Annotated in this window: 21 protein-coding genes and 2 pseudogenes; 5 read left to right on the plus strand and 18 right to left on the minus strand. The window is 44.6% G+C overall.

Annotated features, from left to right (window positions below; all coding sequences use genetic code 11):
- Positions 1–35: 35 nt before the first annotated feature.
- The 3 genes from R7Z50_RS21430 to trmJ form a co-directional block, all read right to left on the minus strand.
- Positions 36–1250: an IscS subfamily cysteine desulfurase gene (locus tag R7Z50_RS21430; RefSeq protein WP_005391556.1), complete on the minus strand. Its 1215-nt coding sequence runs from the start codon at positions 1248–1250 to the stop codon at positions 36–38.
- Positions 1251–1278: 28 nt separating this feature from the next.
- A complete protein-coding gene (gene iscR / locus R7Z50_RS21435) occupies positions 1279–1785 on the minus strand; it encodes a Fe-S cluster assembly transcriptional regulator IscR (RefSeq protein WP_005381720.1) in 507 nt (168 codons plus the stop codon).
- A 125-nt stretch (positions 1786–1910) separates the two neighbouring features.
- The gene (gene trmJ / locus R7Z50_RS21440; RefSeq protein WP_005383693.1) at positions 1911–2630 is read right to left on the minus strand and encodes a tRNA (cytosine(32)/uridine(32)-2'-O)-methyltransferase TrmJ; all 720 of its coding nucleotides are present in this window, start codon (positions 2628–2630) and stop codon (positions 1911–1913) included.
- A gap of 231 nt (positions 2631–2861) precedes the next feature.
- Here trmJ and suhB point away from each other — a divergent pair, with 231 nt between their 5' ends.
- On the plus strand, positions 2862–3665 hold the full coding sequence (suhB, locus tag R7Z50_RS21445; RefSeq protein ID WP_005381722.1) for an inositol-1-monophosphatase: 804 nt from the start codon (positions 2862–2864) through the stop codon (positions 3663–3665).
- Between the two features lie 70 nt (positions 3666–3735).
- Here the strand turns inward: suhB and R7Z50_RS21450 are convergent, their stop codons facing one another.
- The 8 genes from R7Z50_RS21450 to R7Z50_RS21485 form a co-directional block, all read right to left on the minus strand.
- A complete protein-coding gene (locus R7Z50_RS21450; protein ID WP_017633920.1) occupies positions 3736–4047 on the minus strand; it encodes a hypothetical protein in 312 nt (103 codons plus the stop codon).
- A 141-nt stretch (positions 4048–4188) separates the two neighbouring features.
- Positions 4189–4605, minus strand: a complete 417-nt coding sequence (locus R7Z50_RS21455) for a hypothetical protein (RefSeq protein ID WP_017633921.1) — start codon at positions 4603–4605, stop codon at positions 4189–4191.
- 165 nt (positions 4606–4770) lie between these two features.
- Positions 4771–5718, minus strand: coding sequence for a protein translocase subunit SecF (gene secF / locus R7Z50_RS21460; RefSeq protein ID WP_005383689.1), 948 nt, complete (start codon positions 5716–5718; stop codon positions 4771–4773).
- A gap of 14 nt (positions 5719–5732) precedes the next feature.
- Positions 5733–7589: a protein translocase subunit SecD gene (gene secD / locus R7Z50_RS21465; RefSeq protein WP_005381724.1), complete on the minus strand. Its 1857-nt coding sequence runs from the start codon at positions 7587–7589 to the stop codon at positions 5733–5735.
- 21 nt (positions 7590–7610) lie between these two features.
- A complete protein-coding gene (gene yajC, locus R7Z50_RS21470) occupies positions 7611–7940 on the minus strand; it encodes a preprotein translocase subunit YajC (RefSeq protein WP_005381725.1) in 330 nt (109 codons plus the stop codon).
- 177 nt (positions 7941–8117) lie between these two features.
- Positions 8118–9254, minus strand: coding sequence for a tRNA guanosine(34) transglycosylase Tgt (tgt, locus tag R7Z50_RS21475; RefSeq protein WP_005381727.1), 1137 nt, complete (start codon positions 9252–9254; stop codon positions 8118–8120).
- 147 nt (positions 9255–9401) lie between these two features.
- Positions 9402–10454, minus strand: coding sequence for a tRNA preQ1(34) S-adenosylmethionine ribosyltransferase-isomerase QueA (gene queA, locus R7Z50_RS21480; RefSeq protein ID WP_025768859.1), 1053 nt, complete (start codon positions 10452–10454; stop codon positions 9402–9404).
- 268 nt (positions 10455–10722) lie between these two features.
- Positions 10723–11889: a S1 family peptidase gene (locus tag R7Z50_RS21485; RefSeq protein WP_262629377.1), complete on the minus strand. Its 1167-nt coding sequence runs from the start codon at positions 11887–11889 to the stop codon at positions 10723–10725.
- Between the two features lie 312 nt (positions 11890–12201).
- Between R7Z50_RS21485 and R7Z50_RS21490 the strand changes: the two genes are divergently transcribed.
- On the plus strand, positions 12202–12651 hold the full coding sequence (locus R7Z50_RS21490) for a CBS domain-containing protein (RefSeq protein ID WP_017820562.1): 450 nt from the start codon (positions 12202–12204) through the stop codon (positions 12649–12651).
- A gap of 123 nt (positions 12652–12774) precedes the next feature.
- Here the strand turns inward: R7Z50_RS21490 and aceA are convergent, their stop codons facing one another.
- The 3 genes from aceA to R7Z50_RS21505 all read right to left on the minus strand — a co-directional run bounded on the left by aceA (position 12775) and on the right by R7Z50_RS21505 (position 17349).
- Positions 12775–14088, minus strand: coding sequence for an isocitrate lyase (gene aceA, locus R7Z50_RS21495; RefSeq protein ID WP_005381733.1), 1314 nt, complete (start codon positions 14086–14088; stop codon positions 12775–12777).
- A 120-nt stretch (positions 14089–14208) separates the two neighbouring features.
- Positions 14209–15837, minus strand: coding sequence for a malate synthase A (gene aceB, locus R7Z50_RS21500; protein ID WP_017820561.1), 1629 nt, complete (start codon positions 15835–15837; stop codon positions 14209–14211).
- Between the two features lie 606 nt (positions 15838–16443).
- A complete protein-coding gene (locus R7Z50_RS21505; RefSeq protein WP_262629376.1) occupies positions 16444–17349 on the minus strand; it encodes a hydrogen peroxide-inducible genes activator in 906 nt (301 codons plus the stop codon).
- Between the two features lie 199 nt (positions 17350–17548).
- Here R7Z50_RS21505 and R7Z50_RS21510 point away from each other — a divergent pair, with 199 nt between their 5' ends.
- From R7Z50_RS21510 to ppk2, 3 genes are all read left to right on the plus strand, one after another.
- Positions 17549–18160: a peroxiredoxin C gene (locus R7Z50_RS21510; RefSeq protein ID WP_005381738.1), complete on the plus strand. Its 612-nt coding sequence runs from the start codon at positions 17549–17551 to the stop codon at positions 18158–18160.
- Between the two features lie 283 nt (positions 18161–18443).
- Positions 18444–19187, plus strand: a complete 744-nt coding sequence (locus tag R7Z50_RS21515; protein WP_411979505.1) for a copper homeostasis protein CutC — start codon at positions 18444–18446, stop codon at positions 19185–19187.
- 70 nt (positions 19188–19257) lie between these two features.
- A complete protein-coding gene (gene ppk2 / locus R7Z50_RS21520) occupies positions 19258–20034 on the plus strand; it encodes a polyphosphate kinase 2 (protein WP_005381743.1) in 777 nt (258 codons plus the stop codon).
- Between the two features lie 62 nt (positions 20035–20096).
- Here ppk2 and phoU read toward each other — a convergent pair whose 3' ends face one another.
- From phoU to R7Z50_RS31595, 4 genes and pseudogenes are all read right to left on the minus strand, one after another.
- Complete coding sequence (gene phoU, locus R7Z50_RS21525) at positions 20097–20795, minus strand: phosphate signaling complex protein PhoU (RefSeq protein WP_005381744.1); 699 nt, start codon at positions 20793–20795, stop codon at positions 20097–20099.
- 30 nt (positions 20796–20825) lie between these two features.
- Positions 20826–21644 (minus strand): phosphate ABC transporter ATP-binding protein PstB, encoded by an 819-nt coding sequence (gene pstB, locus R7Z50_RS21530; RefSeq protein ID WP_005381745.1) that lies wholly within the window; start codon positions 21642–21644, stop codon positions 20826–20828.
- 2 nt (positions 21645–21646) lie between these two features.
- Positions 21647–23023: pseudogene (pstA, locus tag R7Z50_RS21535) on the minus strand (phosphate ABC transporter permease PstA); the annotation flags it as partial.
- Positions 23024–23088: 65 nt separating this feature from the next.
- Positions 23089–23320, minus strand: a pseudogene (locus tag R7Z50_RS31595) (phosphate ABC transporter, permease protein PstA); the annotation flags it as partial.
- Between the last annotated feature and the right edge of the window lie 30 nt (positions 23321–23350).

Below are 23350 nucleotides of genomic sequence, written 5' to 3' on the forward strand. Positions count from 1 at the left end.
AAATTACCTCGAATCCTCTATTTCAATCCCTGAGATTAATGGTGAGCCCATTCAACAGTGCTCAAATCAATCCCTTCTTTGTACATATCCCATAGAGGAGACATGTCGCGTAGCTTAGTCACTGCAACGCGGATTTGTTCAATTGCGTAATCAATTTCTTCTTCAGTCGTGAAACGACCAAACGAGAAACGAACCGAGCTGTGAGCCAATTCGTCATCCATGCCTAGGGCACGAAGAACGTAAGAAGGCTCAAGACTTGCAGACGTACAAGCACTACCAGAAGATACCGCTAGATCTTTAAGCGACATTAGTAGTGATTCACCTTCTACGAATGCGAAGCTGATGTTTAGGTTGTGTGGTACACGTTGCTCAAGGTCACCGTTTACCGTCACTGCTTCTAAGTCTTTCACGCCATCAAAAAGACGGTTACGAAGCGCTAAAGCGTGATCGTAATCTTTTTGCATGTCTTCTTTTGCAATGCGGAATGCTTCACCCATACCTACGATTTGGTGAGTAGGTAGTGTACCAGAGCGGAAACCACGCTCATGACCGCCACCGTGCATTTGCGCTTCAAGACGAATACGAGGCTTACGACGTACATAAAGTGCACCGATACCTTTAGGACCGTAAACTTTGTGAGCAGAAAGTGAAATTAGATCAACTTTCATCTCTTGAACGTCGATTGGTAATTTACCAGCAGATTGCGCAGCGTCCACGTGGAAAACAATTTTACGCTCACGGCACAGTTCGCCGATCGCTGTAATGTCTTGAACCACACCAATCTCGTTGTTTACATGCATAATAGACACAAGCACGGTGTCATCACGCATGGCTGCTTTAAGCTTCTCTAGATCGATCAAGCCATTTGATTCTGGCTCAAGGTAAGTCACTTCAAAGCCTTCACGCTCAAGTTGACGACATGGGTCAAGAACGGCTTTGTGCTCTGTTTTACAAGTGATTACGTGCTTGCCTTTCTTCGAGTAAAAGTGCGCTGCACCTTTAATCGCAAGGTTGTCTGATTCTGTCGCACCAGATGTAAATACGATTTCGCGAGGATCTGCATTTAGAAGGTCAGCAATTTGCTCACGAGCAGTATCGACCGCTTCTTCTGCCTGCCAGCCGTAACGGTGCGAACGTGACGCTGGGTTGCCAAATGTGCCATCCATTGTCATGTACTGAACCATTTTTTCAGCAACACGTGGATCAACTGGACATGTAGCGGAATAATCAAGATAAATCGGCAGTTTCATTCTCTACTCCAATGTAAAAAGCTGACCGCTAAGAGCGGACGTTTACACCGATGGGCGCGGCGGTTGTATTTTTGTTTGATAGCCCATGGGTTACCGCCAGATCAATGTCCTGACGATCAGAAATTTCGAGTACTTCATTGTCTGTCATCAACTCACCAAGAGTGATGTTATTCAAAAAGTCACTAATGCGAGAGCTTAGGTCACGCCACAGCGTGTGAGTAAGGCAACGTGTTCCACCTTGGCAATCTCCTTTACCTTGGCATTTGGTTGCATCTACTGACTCATCAACGGCAGCAATCACGGTACCAATAGCGATACTGTGAGCGTCGGCACCAAGTCGGTAACCACCACCAGGACCACGAACGCTGGCAACGAGACCTGCTTTACGCAATTTTGAAAATAGCTGCTCTAAGTAAGAGAGCGAGATCCCTTGACGCTCTGAAATATCAGCCAGAGGTACAGGGTTTTGTTGCGAATGCAGTGCCACATCCAGCATGGCTGTCACCGCATATCTTCCTTTAGATGTAAGTTTCATACCACACCGTATCCACATGGTTTGTAATGGTTAAGATTTTTCCATACCTGAGTAATTTGGTCAAGTATTTATTTGACCATTTTACTCAGGTATTCATCCTTACACCTAAAGTGGTTATTATTCACTCAGAACTTCTTTTCTATCGAAGTCAAAACGCCTCGTAGAATATTAAGTTCTTGGGTTTCTGGTCGAGCACGAGAGAACAAACGGCGCAACTTATTCATCACCTGTCCAGGTTGCTCTTTGTTAATAAACTGGGTCTCAACCATCACCTTTTCAAGATGCTCGAAGAACATTTCGAGTTCTCGATGACGCGGGTATTCTTCCGATTCATTTGGGGAAAACTGGCTTTGCTCTAAGTTCAAGTGTGCAACTCGCACTTCGTAACTGAGAGTTTGTACAGCCATCGCTAGGTTAAGCGAGCTGTACTCAGGATTAGCGGGAATACAAACATGGTAGTGGCACTTTTGTAGCTCTTCGTTTGTCAAACCAGTTCTTTCTCGGCCAAACACGAGCGCAACCGGATGCTTTCGGCCTTCAACTGCAAATTTCTCACCGCATTCACGTGGCTCGAGCATTGGCCATTCTAATGTACGAGAGCGGGCGCTAGAACCCACAACAAGGCCACAATCTTCAACCGCTTCTTCTAATGTGCCGACAATCTTTGCATTTTGAGCAATATCACCAGCACCCGCAGCTAAAGCAAGAGTTTGTTCATCCACTTCACATTGTGGATCGACTAATACTAGTTGGTTTAAACCCATCACTTTCATTGCTCGAGCTGCTGAGCCAATATTGCCTGAATGAGAGGTACCTACGAGTACAATTTTTACTTGATCCAACATCTGTGTTTGCTACCTAAATTAAAACCGCAGAATGTTATCATAGTTTTTTAAGACACCCTAGAGGCAAGCAGACCTCTCTTCTCATTCTTGGTTATTGTTCTCGTCCGCAGTATGCTCTGTACACTCAACCAGCCGCATTTAGAACAAAAAATAACCACTTCCCTTTTTAATTATCTCTGGTATACTCGCCGCCGCTTTCATTTGTTCTTTAACATCCGTTGGGAAATTCGTATGCATCCAATGCTAAACATTGCTATTCGCGCTGCGCGAAAGGCAGGCAATCATATTGCTAAATCACTAGAAAACACTGATAAAGTAGAATCTACTCTTAAAGGCACTAATGACTTTGTCACTAACGTAGACAAAGAAGCAGAATACATCATCATCGATACTATCAAGCAGTCTTACCCTGAGCACTGTATCGTTGCTGAAGAACAAGGTCTTATCGAAGGTAAAGATAAAGACGTACAATGGATCATCGACCCACTGGATGGCACCACTAACTTTGTAAAAGGTTACCCAACTTTCGCGGTTTCTATCGCTGTTCGTATTAAGGGCAAAACTGAAGTTGCTTGTGTTTACGATCCAATGCAAAACGAGCTATTCACTGCACAACGCGGTGCCGGCGCTCAACTAAACAGTGCACGTATTCGTGTTGCTCAACTAAAAGACCTTCAAGGTACTGTTCTAGCAACAGGCTTCCCATTCAAGCAGAAACAACACGCTGAGTCTTACATCAAGATCGTTGGTGCGCTATTCACTGAATGTGCTGATTTCCGTCGTAGCGGCTCTGCTGCTCTTGACCTTTGTTACGTGGCTGCTGGCCGTGTTGATGGTTACTTCGAGCTAGGCCTAAAACCTTGGGATATGGCAGCAGGTGAGCTTATTGCTCGTGAAGCTGGCGCAATCCTAACAGACTTTGCTGGCGGCACTGACTACATGAAGTCTGGTAACATCGTTGCTTCAAGCGCTCGTGGCGTAAAATCTATCCTTAAGCACATCCGCGAAAACGGTAACAGCGCGATCCTTAAGTAAGATTTGAAAGTCATATATAGCCCGTCACGCTGATGACTTTAGAAAGCCCCGCTCATTGAGCGGGGCTTTTTTATTTCGAACAATCAGCCTGTTTGTAGAAACGGTCGTAGTCAGATAAGTGGTCTATTTTTACGTGCTTAACCTTCCATATTTGTTCCTTCATTAAAAACTGCAGCGAAACCGTGACTGGCTGGTATACATCACCAAAGCCGTTTACAGAAAGACATCCAACTCCTCCATCCTCACTGTACTCTTCAAAGTAAGACAGCTCTGTAACCAAACTTGATGGGATAGATGATAAAAATGGAAATTGATGACCAAATTTTATTGGGTGAGACTTAATACTGTTCAGCTCTTCAATCGATAGATTTGGTCCTGCCATAGCTTCTACCACCTCTATATACTGCATCTTGTATAAATTATTACGTATATCAAGGTAAGTATCGTGGAGTGGACTTGCGATGCAGGGCGTTGAAACACTTAGTAAAACCGGAATAGGTAGAATTCTATTTAGCATAACCAACTAAACCCCAGCTTCACGGAGCGCTTGATCAATTTTACTCGGCTTAAATCTGTACTTACAAAGCCCCCACTCGCACTGCTCTAAAAGCTCACGGACATTTACCTGCCCAGTAACTCCAAAGGAAACAACACCAAAAAGAGAAACACTCCCACTGTATGTCAAAACACCATCACGAGTAGTTTTAAAAGTAACAGAAACGGCTTTTAATTTTATGCCCAGCTCTTCAACCATTTCTTTTGAAACTTCAAACTTAGTAAATCCAAGCTCACCAGATAAAGTTACTTTACCTGACTCATCAACTGCTAACTTGAACCTTTTCCCTCCAGTAACTAGCTTGGTGGTAACACCTTTATTGTGCTTGTAAGAAATCTCTACAAACTTCAGTAACTGTACTTTTATTTCAGCTTGCCTTGACATTATTTCCTCCCGAAATTGTTGAACATACTTCCGATATTCAACTCAATCAAAAAACTACAATTCAAGCTGGAAGTACCTCAAAAAAAAAATGAAACTTTCAAATCTATCAGGCATAAAAAAACCGCTGATTGTTCAGCGGTTTTTGTTTTCGGTTCTCAATCTGCCTTATGGCATTTCGTCGAACTCTGCACCCTCTTTTTCTACTTGAGGTGGCATCAAGTGCTCTTTCTGGATACCCAGTTTTAGAGCCAGTGCTGATGCTACGTAGATAGAAGAGTAAGTACCTACAGTGATACCGAGTAAAAGTGCGGTTGCAAAGCCGTGAATCATAGCACCACCCTGCATGAACAGTGCAATTACCACGAACAACGTCGTACCAGATGTAATCAATGTACGGCTCAACGTTTGAGTGATTGAGGCGTCCATAATGTCTGAAGGTTCACCCTTACGCATCTTACGGAAGTTTTCACGAATCCGGTCAAATACAACGATGGTATCGTTGAGTGAGTAGCCCACAACCGTCAGTAGCGCAGCTACGATAGTCAGGTCAACTTCAATTTGTAGAAACGAGAAGACACCTAGCGTGATAATTATATCGTGAGCCAATGCCATTACCGCACCAGCCGCTAGACGCCATTCAAATCGCATCGATACATAAAGCAGAATACAGATCAGCGATACCAAGATCGCTAGACCACCAGCTTCTGTTAGCTCATCACCAACGTTGGGACCTACGAACTCAATACGACGCATTTCTACGCTTTCGCCAGTACCATCTTTGATAGCACCAATGATTTGGTTACCTAGCGTTTCACCAGAAACGTCATCACGTGGACGAAGACGAACCATGACTTCACGAGCACTACCGAAGTTTTGTACTGTCGCATCGCCAAAGCCTTTTGAATCTAGTGCTGCACGAATCTCTTCAAGGTTTGCTGGCTGTTCAAAACCGACCTCGATAAGAGTACCGCCAGTGAAATCTAGACCCCAATTAAGCCACTTGGTTGACAAAGTGAAGATAGAAGCAGCAATCATTATAATTGAAAAAACGAATGCTACTTTCGACCAACGCATAAAGCCGATCGTCTTCTCTGCTTTTAGAATTTGAAACATATTAATTCCCAGCCTTAGATCGACAATTTATCAACGCGTTTGCCACCGTAGATCAGGTTCACGATACAACGTGTACCAATAATGGCGGTGAACATTGAAGTTAAGATACCGATAGATAGAGTAACTGCGAAACCTTTCACCGCACCTGTACCGACCGCAAATAGAATGATTGCAGTAATTAGTGTTGTGATGTTCGCATCAGCAATCGTGCTGAATGCATTCGCGTAACCTTGGTGAATCGCTTGTTGTGGACTACGTCCATCACGAATTTCTTCACGGATACGCTCGAAGATCAGTACGTTCGCATCAACTGCCATACCGACTGTTAACACGATACCGGCTATCCCCGGAAGCGTCATGGTAGCGCCTGGAATCATCGACATAACACCAATGATAAGCACTAAGTTTGCCATTAGAGCAATGTTTGCAATCAAACCAAAGCCGCGGTAGTAAAGCAGCGTAAATAGCATTACGGCAACCATACCCCAGATACATGCTTGGATACCCATATCGATGTTTTGCTGGCCCATTGATGGACCAATGGTACGTTCTTCAACGATAGAGATAGGTGCAATCAGTGCACCAGCACGTAGTAAAAGTGCTAGGTTGTGTGCTTCTGCAGCAGAGTCGATACCTGTGATACGGAAGTTACGACCAAGAGCCGATTGAATCGTTGCTTGGTTGATGACTTCTTCATGCTTATCCAGAATAACTTTGCCTTCAGGCGTACGACGGCCACTGTCTTTGTATTCTGCAAACACGGTAGCCATTAGCTTACCAATGTTCTTCTTAGAGAACGCAGACATCTTATTACCACCTTCGCTGTCTAGCGAGATGTTAACTTGTGGACGACCATATTCATCAACACTTGAGCTTGCATCTGTGATGCTTTGACCGCCAAGAATAACGCGCTTCTTAAGCACAACTGGGCGACCATCACGGTCCATCTTGATTTCACTACCTGCTGGCGCACGACCATTTGCCGCTGCTGATAGGTCAGCTTTATCATCAACTTCACGGAATTCAAGCGTTGCCGTAGCTCCGAGAATTTCTTTTGCACGAGCAGTGTCTTGAACACCAGGCAGTTCAACTACAATGCGACTAGCACCTTGACGTTGAACCAATGGTTCCGCAACACCTAGTTCGTTGACACGATTACGTAAAATCGTAATGTTTTGCTCAACAGCATAGTTACGGATCTCTTGTAAACGTTGCTCAGTAAAGGTTGCAGTAAGAGCGTAACGGCCATTTGAATCAGAATCGACAAAAATCATGTCCGGGTGATTCTTTTCTAGCGTTGCTTTCGCTTCTGCTAATTGCTCTTCGTTACGCAACAACACTTCTACCGCTTCTTTTCCAGAAGGGCGGATTGCACGGTAACGAATCTTGGCGTCACGAAGTTCGCTACGGAAAGCTTCTTCTTGTTGACCAACAAGCTTTTCCATCGCTGCATCCATATCCACTTCCATTAAGAAGTGAACACCACCGCGAAGGTCAAGACCTAGCTTCAATGGTGACGCGCCAATCGCTTCTAGCCAATCGGGTGTAGAAGGTGCAAGGTTAAGTGCAACAATTGTGTCTTTGCCTAGCGCTTCGCTGATGACATCACGAGCACTGATTTGTGTGTCAGTGTCGTTAAAACGAACAAGAATTGATCCATCTTCGAGAGCAATGGATTTATGAGAAAGTTGCTCTTTGTTAAGAGCAGTAGTGACAGCATCCAGCGTTGACATATCTACAGAGGCGCCACGCGCCCCTGTAACTTGAATAGCCGGATCTTCACCGTAGATATTTGGAAGTGCGTATAACGCAGCGGTGATGATGGCAAAAAGCACCATCAAGTACTTCCATAATGGATAACGGTTTAGCACAGCGAGGATCCTTTAGCTGTTTTATAGAGACTTAAGCGTACCTTTTGGTAGCACTGCAGTGATGAAGTCTTTCTTGATTACTACTTCATTGTTCGCGTTAAGCTCAATTGAAATGTAGTCATTGTCTTCAGCAATCTTAGTGATTTTACCTACTAGGCCACCGCTAGTTAAAACTTCGTCGCCTTTGCCCATAGAAGCCATTAGGTTTTTGTGTTCTTTTACGCGTTTCGCTTGTGGGCGGTAAATCATGAAGTAAAAGATCACTGCGAACATGCCAAGCATGATTAGCATTTCAAAACCACCGCCTGCTGGCGCGCCTTCTGCTGCTGCGTGAGCCTGAGAAATAAACATTAAAACATCCTCATTATATTTTATTGATAATCAAACAAATTGGGCTTTCGCATTTTAGATTCAAGTCTGAGAGTAACTAATAGAGATCGCTCTCTCAAAAATAACGTGCGTTAGCCTACTTTATTAGCAAAAGCCTCTGGCGACATGCCAAAGGCTTTAATTCTTTTAGTTTTTCAATTACTGCTCTTTTGCTAGTGGTGGCACTTCACGGCCACGACGCTCATAGAACTCAGTAACAAATTCATCGAAGCGATCTTCATCAATTGCTTTACGAATGCTTTCCATCAGACGCTGGTAGTAACGCAGGTTATGGATTGTATTCAAGCGAGCGCCTAAGATTTCATTACAACGCTCTAAATGGTGAAGGTACGACTTGCTGTAGTTTTGACAAGTGTAACAGTCACAATGCGGATCCAATGGTGTTGTATCCGTTTTATGTTTCGCATTACGGATCTTGATCACACCACCAGTCACAAATAAGTGACCATTACGTGCGTTACGCGTTGGCATTACACAGTCAAACATGTCGATACCACGACGAACACCTTCAACCAAGTCTTCTGGCTTACCTACGCCCATCAAGTAGCGAGGTTTGTCTTCAGGAAGTTGAGGACAAGTATGCTCAAGAATACGGTGCATGTCTTCTTTAGGCTCACCTACTGCCAAACCACCAACCGCGTAACCGTCAAAACCGATTTCCGTTAGGCCTTTTACCGACACATCACGTAAATCTTCGTAAACACCACCTTGAACAATACCAAATAGGTTGTTCGGGTTTTCTAGCTTCTCGAAGTGGTCACGTGAACGCTGTGCCCAGCGTAATGACATTTCCATCGATTTCTTCGCTTCATCGTGTGTCGCTGGGTAAGGCGTACACTCGTCAAAAATCATAACGATGTCAGAGCCCAGGTCTTTTTGAATTTCCATCGACTTTTCTGCGTCCATGAAAATCTTGTCACCGTTTACTGGGTTACGAAAGTGAACACCCTCTTCAGTGATCGTACGCATCTTACCAAGGCTGAATACTTGGAAGCCGCCTGAATCAGTAAGAATAGGACCGTGCCAGTTCATAAAATCGTGCAGGTCACCGTGCATTTTCATCACTTCTTGACCAGGACGTAGCCACAGGTGGAACGTATTACCTAGCAGAATTTCTGCACCAGTACCTTTTACTTCTTCTGGTGTCATACCTTTAACGGTACCGTAAGTACCTACTGGCATGAACGCAGGAGTTTGAACAGTGCCACGTTCGAAAGTCAGTTGACCACGACGTGCATTGCCGTTTTTCTTCTTAAGATCGAATTTTAATTTCACGATGCCTCCGGGTGTCAGAGAAACAGTCTGACTGAGTGTTTAGGGCTCTACCCTACTTTAAGGAGCGGTCGCTTTTCCTTGCGAGAGACAAAGCAATGGATGCTTTATTTCCTAGCTTACTGCTAGCACTCGTAAATCTATTTTTAACTACGCCGTTTTCTTCTTGATGAACATTGAATCGCCATACGAGAAGAAACGGTATTTGTTTTCCACCGCATGTTTGTAAGCATTCATGGTGTTCTCGTATCCAGCAAATGCACTCACCAACATGATCAGTGTTGATTCAGGCAAGTGGAAATTTGTGATCAAGCAATCCACCAACTGATATTCGTAACCAGGGAAAATAAAGATTTCTGTATCGCCAAAGAATGGGGCCAGCTCAGTCCCTTTTTGCAATGCGTCTTGCGCTGCACTTTCAAGTGAACGCACAGATGTGGTACCAACAGCAATAATTCGTCCGCCACGCGCTTTCGTCGCTTTAATTGCGTCGACGACTTCTTGTGGTACTTCTACGTACTCGGCATGCATGTGGTGATCGTTGATATTTTCCACTTTTACTGGCTGGAATGTACCCGCCCCAACGTGCAAAGTAACGTAAGCAAACTCTGCACCTTTCGCTTTGATTTTCTCCAAGAGAACATCATCAAAGTGAAGGCCCGCCGTCGGTGCCGCAACCGCACCTGGCTTTTGATTATATACCGTTTGGTAACGCTCTTTATCTGCATCTTCGTCTGGACGGTCGATGTAAGGAGGAAGCGGCATATGGCCGATTTCTTCCAGAATTTCTAGTACCGTCTTATCAGAACTAAATTTCAGTTCAAATAAAGCATCATGGCGTGCAACCATTTCTGCTGAATATTCATCATTCTCGCCAACAATAATGGTTGTACCTGGTTTTGGTGATTTAGAGCAACGAACGTGCGCGAGGATGCTTTTCTCATCCAACATGCGCTCCACTAGCACTTCTAATTTACCGCCCGATTCCTTGCGGCCAAAAAGACGAGCAGGAATAACACGAGTATTATTAAACACCACTAAGTCACCGGGTTGAACTTGGCCCAATACATCAGTAAATGTGCCATCAATGAGCTCTCCGGTATTGCCGTCCATTTGCAGCAGTCGGCTAGCGGTACGCTCTGGTTGAGGGTAGCGAGCGATGAGTTCATCTGGAAGGTCGAAATGGAAATCTGATACTTGCATGTTACTTGTCTTATCTATTGGTCAAATCACGTCTAGGCGACGATAAAATTGCGACGAGTTTTTCGCAGCAGACTAGTATATGTTTACATGCTGCAATAGCAAGCAAATCACCAGAATATAGCAGTAAAAGCCATGGTGAAGAGTGTAATAAAACGTGAAAAGCCTCGATTACTTGGCACTATTTTTAATTTGAGCCCCAAAGAGAGAACATGAAAAAAGCAAAGCAACGTATACCGCTGCTTATTAGTTTGGCATTCCAATCGCCCTATCAAACCTCACGCTTTCGCCACAAGAATAACGGCACGAATAAACCCAATAACAAAAACCCTAGACTGCCACCTTCATCATCTGAGCCTTTGAAATCACAGTTATTGGTCGCAATGCCATCGTGACACTCTTTATTGTCACCACTTTCATTGTTAGCACTTTTGATAAAATTCGGCGCAATGATGTAACGACTTGGTGGCGCATCGGCAGTGATGTAAGACTGTACCCAGTCGTAATAGTGGCTCACCTTGGTGTAGAAACTTGGGATCGTCAAAGAGCCACACGTTGGTAGAATAAGGGGGCCGCCACTAACAATACCAATTTGTTTGCCGGTCGCCACATCGACCAACGGGCCACCACTGTCACCTTTACATGCAGAGTTGCCATATTGAGTATGGCTATCTGGCTCCAATACATGGTTTTGTGTTGGTAGCGTACAAATTTTGGTTTGGTTGTCTCTTGAATCAATGATCCCCGGAAAACTGCTGCCAATTTCTAAACGCTCATAACATTTGTCGATGGGTAAAAATGTGCTAATGGTGGTTTTGAGCGTATTAGAAGGTTCAGAAGCATCCGGCTGAGTAGCCCCCCATCCAAACACTTGCACATTTTCGACACGTTGATTGGTCAGGTAATTATCGTTCCAATCCGCCGCCAAACGTGCTTCGATACTCTCCATGTCAACTTTACTCGCTAGGTCAGCAAAGCTCGCGTTTGCCACTGGGCGCGTGAGATACAGCAACGCGATGTCTGAATCTAAACCGGTTTGGATAGGTTTCACGTTGCCATTACTGTCGGTCTCAGCTTTTGAAATCCGGGTGTAATCCGGATGAACCACAACGTGAGACACCGGATAGAAGTTATCAAGCCCTGCAGAATTAAGTTCATACACATTCGCATTCACCGACAACTCACCCGGCGGGGTCACATAGTAGGTTGCTTCATTGGTTCCTTGTCCCATCACCACACAGTGCGCCGCAGTCAGTACCCATTGCTCTGTCAGCATCGTTCCCCCACACAGCGGAAACTCTGCCATATTACTTGCTCGCAAAGTAACGCGGTCAACAGGATCGGTTTGTTCATCTCCTAACACAATCGCCTGTGTTGATGGCACACTGAATGCCGCCACTGCCAGCGCAATAAGTTTGTTACACGTTGTTCGTTTCATCTAGGTTGCTGTCTTCAATTTGGTAAGCCTGGACGTATCTTCTTCGAGAGAAGAATCTTGGAAAATCCAGCGAATAAAAATGTGCGATTCAATTCATTGGATTACCTTGGGGACACATTCAATATCAACTAAAAATGCCAACTGACTCGCACACAAACCGACTTATTCAAATTAATAAAAACACCAATAAAACACAGATTACGCAGCCCATCAGCATTGTGCTATTTAATTGATGAAAAACGAGTTAGCTCCCAGATATACAGAAAAATATTCTCTATATTTAAGAGAAGGACAATGCCGCTGGAGGTCTCTATGATCAAGGTTGAAGACATGATGACTCGTAATCCTCATACCTTACTGCGCACGCACACCTTGCGTGATGCAAAAAGCATGATGGATGCGCTTGATATTCGACACATTCCGGTTGTTGATGCCAATAACCACTTACAAGGCTTGGTGACTCAACGCGACATTCTTGCTGCTCAAGAATCGAGCTTGCACCCAGATGAGGCTGAACAATCTTTTACTTTAGACACACCGCTCTACGAAATGATGCACACCAATATCATGACGGCAGAGCCTATCGCGGGGCTCAAAGAGAGCGCTATCTATATGCAAAAGCATAAAGTTGGCTGTCTACCTGTTGTCACCAAAGGTCGATTGGTCGGCATTATTACTGATAGTGACTTCGTGACGATTGCGATTAACTTATTGGAACTACAAGAAGAAGTGGAACCTGAAGAAATCGAGCAGGAAGAATAGTACGCAAGCGTATTCTCTTTGTTGTAAGTTTCGTTTTTACACCGGTTAAACGAAAAAAGAGCGGCAGGGTTGCCGCTCAAAATGCCATTACTGACGCTGATTAAGGAAGTGTTTCTCTGCCAATTAGAATTGGTCTTCTTCGGTCGAACCTGTCAATGCTGTCACTGAAGAGTTACCACCTTGGATAGTATTGGTCATTCTATCGAAGTAACCTGTACCTACTTCTTGTTGGTGCGCAACAAACGTATAACCTTTTTCAGCCGCTTGGAATTCAGGACGCTGAACTTTCTCAACATAATGACGCATACCTTCACCTTGAGCGTAAGCGTGTGCCAGTTCAAACATGTTGAACCACATGTTGTGAATGCCTGCTAGCGTGATGAATTGGTACTTGTAGCCCATGTCTGCAAGCTCTTGTTGGAACTTAGCAATGGTTTCTGCATCTAGGTTTTTCTCCCAGTTGAATGAAGGCGAGCAGTTGTATGCCAACAATTGATCTGGGTATTCAGCGTGAATTGCTTCTGCAAACTTACGTGCTTCTTCCAAACATGGCGTAGCCGTTTCACACCAAATCAAGTCTGCATATGGTGCGTAAGCCAGACCGCGAGAAATCGCTTGGTCGATACCCGCGCGAACGCGGTAGAAACCTTCTTGAGTGCGCTCACCTTCAATAAAGTCTTTATCATATGGGTCGCAATCTGAAGTAATGAGATCCGCCGCATTCGCATCAGTACGAGCAATAACTAATGTTGTTGTTCCCGCTACGTCAGCAGCCAAACGAGCTGCAACGAGCTTTTGTACAGCTTCTTGCGTAGGAACTAATACCTTACCACCCATATGACCACACTTTTTCACCGATGCTAACTGGTCTTCAAAGTGAACGCCCGCGGCACCGGCTTCGATCATCGATTTCATTAGTTCGTAAGCGTTAAGCACACCACCAAAGCCCGCTTCCGCATCCGCTACGATAGGTAGGAAGTAATCAATACCACCTTCATCTTCAGGCGTCTTACCAGCAGCCCACTGAATTTGGTCTGCACGACGGAATGAGTTGTTGATACGCTTTACTACTGACGGTACAGAATCTACTGGGTAAAGAGATTGGTCTGGATACATCGTCGAAGCGGTGTTGTTATCCGCCGCTACCTGCCAGCCTGACAGATAGATCGCTTCAATACCTGCCTTAGCTTGTTGAACGGCTTGACCACCCGTTAGCGCACCAAGACAGTTTACGTAACCTTTTTTCGCACTACCGTTGACCAGTGACCAAAGTTTGTCTGCACCACGTTGTGCAATTGTGTTTGCAGGCACCATAGAGCCACGCAGTTCCACCACTTCCTCGGCAGTGTAAGTACGCTTCACATTTTTCCAGCGTGGGTTAGTTGCCCAGTCTTTTTCCAGAGCTTCAATTTGTTGGCGGCGAGTTAAGTTAGTCATTGGTCTATCCCTCTTTATAATTTGCACTTTATGCGTGTGCGTTGAGTTTCCGTTCTCAGGCAGTACTTCCCTATCTGCCTTGAAAATCCTTCACGTTATTGGTGTTACAGTTATTCTTTATTAATCCAGGTAGTCATAACCAGGAACTGTCAAAAAGTTGGTCAGTTCATCGCTCGTCGTGAGCCTTGCCATTAAGTCTGCTGCTTCTTCAAATCGACCCGCATGGTAGCGCTGCTCGCCAATTTCTTGCTTCACGACTTCAATCTCCTCTTTGAGATAGAGCTCGAACAGCTCTTTAGTGACCTTTAATCCGTTGTCTAGCGACTTGCCGTGTTGAATCCATTGCCAGATAGAGGCGCGTGAGATTTCTGCCGTTGCTGCGTCTTCCATCAGTCCGTAAATCGGCACACAACCATTGCCAGAAATCCAAGCTTCGATGTATTGCAGCGCAACGCGAATATTGTGGCGCATTCCGCCTTCAGTGCGCTCGCCTTCACAAGGCTCAAGCAGTTCGGCTGCTGTAATAGGCGCATCCTCTGCACGGCTCACATCCAACTGGTTGGTGCGTTCACCCAGCACAGCACTAAAGACTTCCATAGCAGTGTCAGCCAAACCTGGATGAGCCACCCAAGTACCGTCGTGGCCGTTGTTTGCTTCTAACGATTTGTCAGTCTGGATCTTGTCTAATACTTTTTGATTCTCTTTCGGGTCTTTAGCTGGGATAAATGCGGCCATTCCTCCCATCGCGAAAGCACCTCGTTTATGGCAAGTACGTACCAATAATCGCGAGTAAGCGTTTAAGAATGGCTTGTCCATCGTTACCACTTGGCGATCTGGCAGTACTCGGTCTGAGTGTTTTTTCAATGTTTTGATGTAGCTAAAGATGTAATCCCAGCGACCACAGTTCAAACCAACGATGTGTTCTTTAAGCGAGAACAGAATCTCGTCCATTTCAAATACCGCTGGTAAGGTTTCAATCAGCACAGTCGCTTTGATCGTGCCTGTATCCAAACCGAAATAGTCTTCCGTGAAATGGAACACTTCGCTCCACCACTTCGCTTCGTGATGCGATTGCAGTTTTGGAAGGTAGAAATAAGGGCCACTGCCTTTTTGAAGTAACGCTTTGTAGTTGTTATAGAAATACAGAGCGAAATCGAATAGCGCACCTGGAATGATCTGACCGTGCCACGTAACGTGTTTTTCTTTTAAATGAAGGCCGCGAACACGGCAGATCAACACCGCTGGGTCATCTTCCAGCTGATAATGTTTGCCATTGCCAGGATTGGTGTAACTGATGGTGCCATTAACAGCATCGCGCAAGTTAATTTGACCATCCAGCACTTTACTCCATGCAGGAGACATTGAATCTTCGAAGTCTGCCATGAACACTTTTACATTCGCATTCAGTGCGTTAATCACCATCTTGCGGTCAGTTGGTCCGGTAATCTCCACACGGCGATCTTGCAGATCTTGTGGGATTCCTAGGATCTTCCAACTTCCTTCACGGATGTCTTGTGTCTCTGGTAGAAAATCTGGTAGCTCACCAGCATCAATACGTGCTTGCTTCTCTTCTCTTGCTTCCAGCAACTGTTCAACACGTCCGGCAAATTTTTCACACAGTAGAGATAAAAAGGTTTGGGCTTCAACAGGGAAAATTGCTTGATGTTCTGGAGCAACGACTCCATTCACCTCAAGCATGCCTTGGGTTTGCTTTAGTTGTTGTGTTTTTTGTTCTGTCTGAGCAAGCATAATCATTCATCCTTAACGTGCTTTATCAATCTTGGGCAGTCAGCGTAAAGCTACATTTGTAAGTTATGAACAACAAATTACATCCTTTAACTTTGTGTTCAACTCGTCTAGCCATGCCGATAGATTGCGTAATGCTACGTGTATTTTCAATCTAGACATAAGTCGTATCGGCCTTTAAATAAGCTATATCAACAAGGGGTTTAGTGAAACCCCCAATATAAACAAAACAGAAAATTCAAAGTTTTATTCCGCAAGGTAAAAACCATCTATCAAGCGCCTTATTTTGTAAGTTATTACGTAATAAAATTACATTAAATTTAAAGTCGTTTTATCATTTCAAACAAGCGTATGAATATAGACTGGTAAACAAACACCTTGTATTCACAAGGGCTGAAGAGATGTATTTAAACAGGGGTCAAACAAGGTATGCAGGGCTTTGTGTAAAATTAACATTGTGAAATTTCACTATTTTATGAAAGCTTCATCAAAGAAGGGCTGTAAAATTTTACAAGTCAAAGTTTACCAACAGAATAAAATACTAGAAAGCGCACTGTTTCCAGTGCGCTTTTAGATAAATAATGGAGAAGTAAGGGCTAATACTAATAGCTAAAGCAGCTCTGAAACGACTTCTGCAAGTTGATTAAATGTTTTCGTTCTTGACGAGCTCGGACGCCAAACTAAGCCGATTTCGCGATAAGCTTGTTTACCAGGAGGATCGATCACGACTAAATTCTGGTTATGCAGCAAGCCATGGTCGATAGCCATTTGAGGAATGAACGTTGTTCCCAAACCATTCGCAACCATTTGCACCAGTGTATGGAGGCTGGTTGCCGTAAACGGATTGATTTTTTCTTTGTCTGTTAATTTACACGCTGATACCGCATGTTCCGTTAAGCAATGTTCTTTCTCTAGTAGAAAGACGGATTCGTCAGGTAAATCCGCGTAACGAATCGGCACAGGGACCGATTGGGCTTGATTAGCGCTTATAACCATTCGAAACGGATCCTTACCCACTACTCGGCTTTCCATCCCATCAATTTCGACTGGTAACGCTAAAATAAGCACATCCAGCTCACCATGTCTGAGCGCTTGAAGTAAGTTTGTCGTCGTGTCTTCTCTTAATAAAAGATCCAGTTGTGGAAAACGGTAGTTCACCTCTTGTACCAAATCACACAGTAAAAACGGAGCAATTGTTGGTATACATCCTACTTTTAGCTGGCCTTGCATATCGTCGCCTTGGCACATACGTCCAAGCTCGACCAAATCTTGCCCTTTTGCTAACAGCTCTCGCCCCTGCTTTACTACCATTTCTCCTGTTTGGGTAAAAACCAGTGGACTTTTCTTATCTTTCTTTTCATATAATGGACAGCCAATCAATTCCTCTAAGTTTTGAATACCCTTACTTAAAGTCGACTGACTGACAAAACAACGCTCTGCAGCGTCACTAAAATGTCTTGTTTCATGCAGTGTGACTAAATAGTGTAACTGCTTCAAACTGGGCCATTTATTCATAATTGTATTTGTATCTACCGCCGTTCCAGTGATCGAGTTAAGAGTTTTGTTATTATCGTTTTTTTCGATTAACTCAATCTATTTATTTCGCTTTTTTCAATACTACAATCTGTACTATAGTTTGTCTCGTACAAACACGAACCAAACCGACACAACTGAATTCGGTTTGGAGCTAACCATACTTTTTAGGAGCAAAAAAATGGTACTAGTAGGTCGTCAAGCCCCTGATTTTACTGCAGCAGCTGTTCTAGGTAACGGTGAAATCGTTGAAAACTTCAACTTTGCAGAGTTCACTAAAGGTAAGAAAGCAGTAGTATTCTTCTACCCACTAGATTTCACTTTCGTTTGCCCATCTGAGCTAATCGCATTCGACAACCGTCTAGCTGACTTCCAAGCTAAAGGTGTTGAAGTAATCGGTGTTTCTATCGATTCTCAGTTCTCTCACAACGCATGGCGTAACACTGCTATCGAAGATGGCGGTATCGGTCAAGTTAAGTACCCACTAGTTGCTGACGTTAAGCACGAAATCTGTAAAGCTTACGACGTTGAGCACCCAGAAGCAGGCGTTGCTTTCCGTGGTTCTTTCCTAATCGACGAAGAAGGCGTTGTACGTCACCAAGTAGTTAACGACCTACCACTAGGCCGTAACATCGACGAAATGCTACGCATGGTTGACGCTCTTAACTTCCACCAGAAGCACGGCGAAGTATGTCCTGCACAATGGGAAGAAGGTAAAGCAGGTATGGACGCATCTCCAAAAGGTGTTGCAGCGTTCCTATCTGAGCACGCAGCTGACCTAGGCAAAAAATAATAGACCTTCACCCTAGCTCAACGGGTGTGATGGTTGGATGTATATAAAGCAATAAGCTAATGCGGAAAACCGCAAACGCCAATCAGTCTAAGTAAAGTCCTATCAAAGCCCAGAGCCTCTGCTCTGGGCTTTCTTTTTCCTTCAGATAAACCGCCAAAATGAGGTAACGCTTTAGCGTAAACTTTACCTCTATTTATCATCCCCTCCATACAGATTCTGCTTACTGGCCCTGTTAATATCTTAGCCACAACACTTATTTGTAACGTTAGCAGGATGAATGAACGTGGTTACTCACCTAGAAGTCTGTATTGATAATATTGAATCTCTGCACTACGCCATTGCTGGCGGCGCCACTCGGATTGAACTTTGCTCCTCTTTGGCTTTAGGCGGACTAACACCCAGTTATGGCTTTATGCAGCAAGCGGCTAAGCTTTCGAGTGTTCCAGTTTATGCCATGATCCGCCCACGCCAAGGTGACTTCTTCTACAATGAAGAAGAGATCGAAATGATGCGTTGGGATATTGAAGCAGCTCACCAATCAGGCTTGAGCGGTGTCGTGTTCGGCGTGCTCACTCAAGACGGTGATATTCATATGCCTTACGCGGCTACGCTGTGTGAATTTGCTCAAGCGCTTGGCTTAGGCGTGACCTTCCATCGTGCCTTTGACCAGTGTCGTGACGCTGAAAAAGCTTTGGAAGAAGTGATCAGCTTAGGTTGTGAACGTATTTTAACCTCCGGTCTTTCGCCTTCAGCACCACAAGGGAACGATGTGCTTAGAGCTTTGGTTAAGCAAGCCCAAGGACGCATAGCAATCATGGCGGGGGCTGGCGTTAATGCGAGTAACGCACGTGCGTTAGTAGAAGACACTCAAGTTCCTGAAATCCATCTGTCAGGCAAAACCACACGCCCTAGCCAAATGACCTTTGTTGCTGAACAAAGCAAAATGGGCGCATCCGATGTCGATGATTTTTTAATCCCCATCACAAGTACACAAGCCATTACCGATGTCGTAGCAGCTCTCAAATAGACGACCGTAACCTCACGCGCATAGCTTTTGAGTGCTAACATATTGTTTATCAAGGAGTGAGGAAAGGTGTATGTCTAAATTGAAGAAAAAGGAATACGAAAAGGAGCTCAAAAACCTTCAAGTTGAGCTCGTAAAACTTCAAGAGTGGGTCAAACACAAAGGGTTAAAAGTGGTGGTTCTGTTTGAAGGACGTGATGCTGCGGGCAAAGGCGGAGTGATAAAGCGAATTACAGAAAAGCTAAACCCGCGTGTTTGTCGCGTAGTGGCTCTGCCTGCACCGACAGAAAAAGAAAAAACGCAATGGTACTTCCAACGTTACGTCGCTCATTTACCATCTGCTGGTGAAATCGTTTTATTTGACCGAAGTTGGTATAACCGAGCAGGTGTCGAAAAAGTCATGGGGTTCTGTACTCCAGACGAATACGAGGAGTTTTTACGCTCTTGCCCTGAATTCGAGAGAATGTTGCAACGCTCTGGGATTATTCTGATTAAGTATTGGTTTTCGGTTTCAGACGAAGAGCAGGAAAAACGTTTTCTAGGTCGAATTAATACGCCGATCAAACGTTGGAAATTCAGCCCAATGGATTTAGAGTCACGTCATCGCTGGGCGGAGTATTCGGAAGCAAAAGATAAGATGTTTGCCTATACAGACACGAAAAACTGCCCTTGGTGGGTCGTCCCTTCTGATGACAAAAAGAAAGCGCGCTTGAACTGTATCAGTCATTTACTAAGCCAGATTGATTACAAAGCACTTGAGTACTCACCTATCGAATTGCCTGAACTCAATAAAGAAGGTTACGTCAGAGCGCCCATTGATGATCAGACCTTCGTTCCTGATAAATATTAACGTGCTTTCCTTCTCTCTAATAAATAGGCCAGCCTAAAAGCTGGTCTATTTGTTGAAGTCAGTTACTTCAGTACGTCATCAATACTTTGATCACCTAGGTGGCGTACATCTTTCCCTTTCACAAAGTAAATAATGTATTCACAGATGTTCTGGCAGCGGTCCCCCACGCGTTCAATCGCGCGTGCCGACCACATCACTTGCAGAATATTAGGGATATTTTTTGGATCTTCCATCATGTAAGTCATCAACTGACGAATCACCGCTTCATACTCGGCGTCTAGTTTGTCATCTTGTTTATGCACCTCTGCTGCCGCTTCTACATCCATGCGGGCAAACGCATCTAAAACCTGATGCAGCATGTTAATTGCCTGACGGCAGAGAGGCTCTAACGACACTTGGAATTGTCGTTCTTTTGATGATGGGCTTTCGATGGCAACGTAAGCAATGCGTGTCGCCACATCACCGATGCGTTCTAAATCAGTGATCGTTTTGATGATAGCCATGATTAAGCGCAAGTCTTTTGCCGTTGGCTGACGCTTAGCAATAATGCGTGTACAGGCGTCATCGATCGAGACTTCCATCGCATTCACTTTATGATCGTCACGCACAACCTTACGCGCCAGTTCGATGTCTTCTTTATGCAAGGCTTGAATAGCATACGAAAGCTGCTGTTCTACCAAGCCACCCATGGTTAATACATGAGTACGAATCGATTCTAGCTCTACGTTAAACTGTCCTGAAATATGACGTCCAAAGTGCATGATGTTCCTTATTCCGTATAGAGTCGCGACTTAACCGTAGCGACCCGTAATGTAATCTTCGGTCTGCTTCTTCATTGGCGAGGTGAAGATCGAGTCCGCGTCAGAGTATTCAATTAACTTACCCATATGAATGAAAGCAGTATGATCGCTCACTCTCGCCGCTTGTTGCATGTTATGGGTAACGATAACGACAGTATATTGAGTCTTCAGCTCATTGATAAGCTCTTCAATAGTTAAAGTTGAGATTGGATCCAACGCTGATGTTGGCTCGTCCAATAACAGGACTTCCGGCTCAATCGCCACCGCCCGCGCAATGACCAAGCGCTGTTGCTGCCCCCCAGATAAGCCAAATGCGTTCTCATGCAAGCGGTCTTTTACCTCATCCCACAACGCCGCTGAGCGCAAGGATCGCTCCACTGCGTCATCTAAACTACGGCTGTTTTTTACACCTTGTAAGCGTAAGCCATAAACTACGTTTTCATAAATAGACTTAGGAAATGGATTGGGTCTTTGAAACACCATCCCCACTCGGCGTCGAAGTGTCGCAACATCGACATTAGGATGATAAACATTCTTGCCATGGAGACGCACTTTACCTGTGACTCGACACCCTTCCACTAAGTCGTTCATGCGATTGATGCAACGTAATAACGTCGACTTTCCACACCCTGAAGGACCGATAAAAGCGGTGACTCGCCCTTTGGGAATTCGCATCGAAATATCATGCAGCGCCTGAGTTTGACCATAGAACAGATTAAGGTTCTCGATTGAGATTGCTGTTTGTTCATCCGTTAAATTATGAACGTCCAATGGTGGCTCATAACCTAATGTACTATCAAAATTAAACATACTTAATCTTGTCCTAACGTTCTGTATTTTTCTCGTAAACTATTGCGAATACTGATTGCTGTTAAGTTTAGCCCGACAATCACTGTCACGAGTAAGAAAGAGGTAGCATAAACTAATGGTCGCGCCGCTTCGATGTTGGAGGTTTGAAAGCCAACATCGTAAATGTGAAAACCTAAATGCATGAACTTTCTATCCAAATGCACATAAGGGAATTGTCCGTCAACCGGTAAACTGGATGCCAATTTCACGACTCCCACCAGCATCAGTGGCGCTACTTCGCCAGCTGCACGCGCAATCGCAAGGATCAAACCTGTGATAATAGCTGGCGTCGCCATAGGCAAAACCACGCGCCACAGCGTTTCGAACTGAGTTGCACCAAGTGCCAGAGAGCCATGTCGTACGGAGCTCGGAATTCGAGTTAAACCTTCTTCTGTCGTCACAATCACAACTGGAAGCGTCAGCACGGCAAGAGTTAGTGCTGACCATAACAAACCCGGCGTACCAAAGGTTGGTGCCGGTAGCTTCTCCGCATAGAATACGTTGTCGATAGAGGCACCAATCGTATAAACGAAGAAACCTAAACCAAACACGCCATAAACAATCGATGGAACACCCGCTAGGTTTATAACCGCAATACGAATAACTCTGGTTAGAGCGTTATTCTTAGCGTATTCATGTAGATAGATAGCGGCGATCACCCCGAGTGGCATCACAATGATCGACATGATGAGTACTAAGAAAACCGTACCAAATATCGCAGGGAACACGCCTCCTTCGGAGTTAGACTCTCTTGGATCTTCAGATAAAAACTTCCAAACCTGTTTTCCCCAATGCATGACTTTATCAGGCAGTGACATTTGGTTTGGATACCAGTAGTCCAAAATGTCTTCGAGCGGAATCGATACTTGTGACCCCGTCATATCCTCGACAATCAAGGCATAGTCAGAGAGCTGAAGTCGTAAACCATCAAGTTGCAAATCTAACGTCGCAAGCGCTTTTTCTATCTGCTCTTTTTTCGTCAGGTTTTCGTTTAAGAAGCTTTCTGTCAGCGTGTCATTCAATTCATGCTTGCGCTTTTCTAATCGCAACTGCTCTAGCTTCCAACCAAGCTCTTTAAGCTGATCGACCACCAAAGAATCAATCTCATGGCGCAGAGTTTCTGCATCATCAAGCTTTTTATTTAGTACCGATTGAATATCACTGGTGTATATATTATCACCATCTTGAAACGCCACCAGCTTACCAAAGAAATAACCACCGCTACTGCGCTCTATCACCGCCCACTCTTCTGGCGTCGTGGGCTCATCCAACTGCATTTGCAATACGGAGATAAAATCGGCGGGATACAACTCTCGGTTAGCGATTTTGATGTTGAGTCGCGTGGCAAAATCTTCATCCTCTTCTAACTGTTGTGCTGCGCTTTCAGGCAAATAACTCTTCGGTACAAAGCTGCGCTCATACACTTGACCAATCAGAATAGTATTTTCATGTAGCACTTCGCCTTGTACAGGAGTCAGCGCTGCAACATTCCACTGATACAAAGGCGCTGGCCAAAAGTAAGTCAGGCCTTTCCAGCCGATAAGGAGTAACAACCCTAATACCGACAACAAACTGATGCTGACTGCACCGCCTGTTAGCCATATCCACGGTGCGCCAGAACGAATCCAATTTAACACGTTATTACTCGCTCTTTATTCAAACCATTA

It is taken from the genome of Vibrio sp. 1249-1, assembly GCF_033340495.1.

Coding starts and splice junctions, on each gene's coding strand:
- R7Z50_RS21430 (WP_005391556.1), bottom strand. CDS start 1,250: ATGAAACTGCCGATTTATCTTGATTATTCCGCTACATGTCCAGTTGAT.
- iscR (WP_005381720.1), bottom strand. CDS start 1,785: ATGAAACTTACATCTAAAGGAAGATATGCGGTGACAGCCATGCTGGAT.
- trmJ (WP_005383693.1), bottom strand. CDS start 2,630: ATGTTGGATCAAGTAAAAATTGTACTCGTAGGTACCTCTCATTCAGGC.
- suhB (WP_005381722.1), top strand. CDS start 2,862: ATGCATCCAATGCTAAACATTGCTATTCGCGCTGCGCGAAAGGCAGGC.
- R7Z50_RS21450 (WP_017633920.1), bottom strand. CDS start 4,047: ATGGCAGGACCAAATCTATCGATTGAAGAGCTGAACAGTATTAAGTCT.
- R7Z50_RS21455 (WP_017633921.1), bottom strand. CDS start 4,605: ATGTCAAGGCAAGCTGAAATAAAAGTACAGTTACTGAAGTTTGTAGAG.
- secF (WP_005383689.1), bottom strand. CDS start 5,718: ATGTTTCAAATTCTAAAAGCAGAGAAGACGATCGGCTTTATGCGTTGG.
- yajC (WP_005381725.1), bottom strand. CDS start 7,940: ATGTTTATTTCTCAGGCTCACGCAGCAGCAGAAGGCGCGCCAGCAGGC.
- queA (WP_025768859.1), bottom strand. CDS start 10,454: ATGCAAGTATCAGATTTCCATTTCGACCTTCCAGATGAACTCATCGCT.
- R7Z50_RS21485 (WP_262629377.1), bottom strand. CDS start 11,889: ATGAAACGAACAACGTGTAACAAACTTATTGCGCTGGCAGTGGCGGCA.
- R7Z50_RS21490 (WP_017820562.1), top strand. CDS start 12,202: ATGATCAAGGTTGAAGACATGATGACTCGTAATCCTCATACCTTACTG.
- aceA (WP_005381733.1), bottom strand. CDS start 14,088: ATGACTAACTTAACTCGCCGCCAACAAATTGAAGCTCTGGAAAAAGAC.
- aceB (WP_017820561.1), bottom strand. CDS start 15,837: ATGCTTGCTCAGACAGAACAAAAAACACAACAACTAAAGCAAACCCAA.
- R7Z50_RS21505 (WP_262629376.1), bottom strand. CDS start 17,349: ATGAATAAATGGCCCAGTTTGAAGCAGTTACACTATTTAGTCACACTG.
- R7Z50_RS21510 (WP_005381738.1), top strand. CDS start 17,549: ATGGTACTAGTAGGTCGTCAAGCCCCTGATTTTACTGCAGCAGCTGTT.
- ppk2 (WP_005381743.1), top strand. CDS start 19,258: ATGTCTAAATTGAAGAAAAAGGAATACGAAAAGGAGCTCAAAAACCTT.
- phoU (WP_005381744.1), bottom strand. CDS start 20,795: ATGCACTTTGGACGTCATATTTCAGGACAGTTTAACGTAGAGCTAGAA.
- pstB (WP_005381745.1), bottom strand. CDS start 21,644: ATGTTTAATTTTGATAGTACATTAGGTTATGAGCCACCATTGGACGTT.